Consider the following 580-nt stretch of genomic DNA (forward strand, 5'->3'; position numbering starts at 1 on the left):
CACAACCCTCGGCTACCTGGCCGAGGGACGTCGCTGGGCTTCCTCGCAGACGATGGTCAAGCAGGCGCGCGCGGAAGCTGGCTACCTGGGCTGCATTACGGCGAAGGAAATCACCCGAGGGAACAACGGTTGGCATCCCCACACGCATGATGTGGAGGTCTTCCGGGAGCCGGTCACGCCGACGGCTTACGGGAAGTTATCGACGGAGTATTTTGATAAGTTGAATGCTTCCTATGTGCGGAAAGGGCATAAGCCGATGGTGAAAGGCATTGGTGTAAAACTCGATATCATCACACGGGACTCCGACGCCCTCGGCCGCTACCTGGTCAAGCTCCAGGAAACCGGCGTCGGCCTGGGTAACGAAATGGCCCGCGGCGATTTGAAAAAGGGTCGGAGAGGAAGTTTGATGCCGTTTGATATCGCCGCCTACTTCCTGCGGACCGGCGACGTCGCCGCGTTGAAGCTCTGGCACGAATACGAACGGGAGACCAAAGGCAAGTCCGTGATCCGGTTCAGCCCAGGGCTGCGCGCCGAGCTCCTGCCCGGCGAGGAGGAGGCCTCCGACGAAGACCTCGCCGCC

The 580-nt window shown here is 61.0% G+C and carries 1 pseudogene; it reads left to right on the top strand.

Annotated features, from left to right (window positions below):
* Positions 1-580: pseudogene (locus G6R25_RS24490) on the top strand (hypothetical protein); the annotation flags it as partial.

The organism is Candidatus Frankia alpina (genome assembly GCF_902806485.1).
Lineage (GTDB): Bacteria > Actinomycetota > Actinomycetes > Frankiales > Frankiaceae > Frankia > Frankia alpina.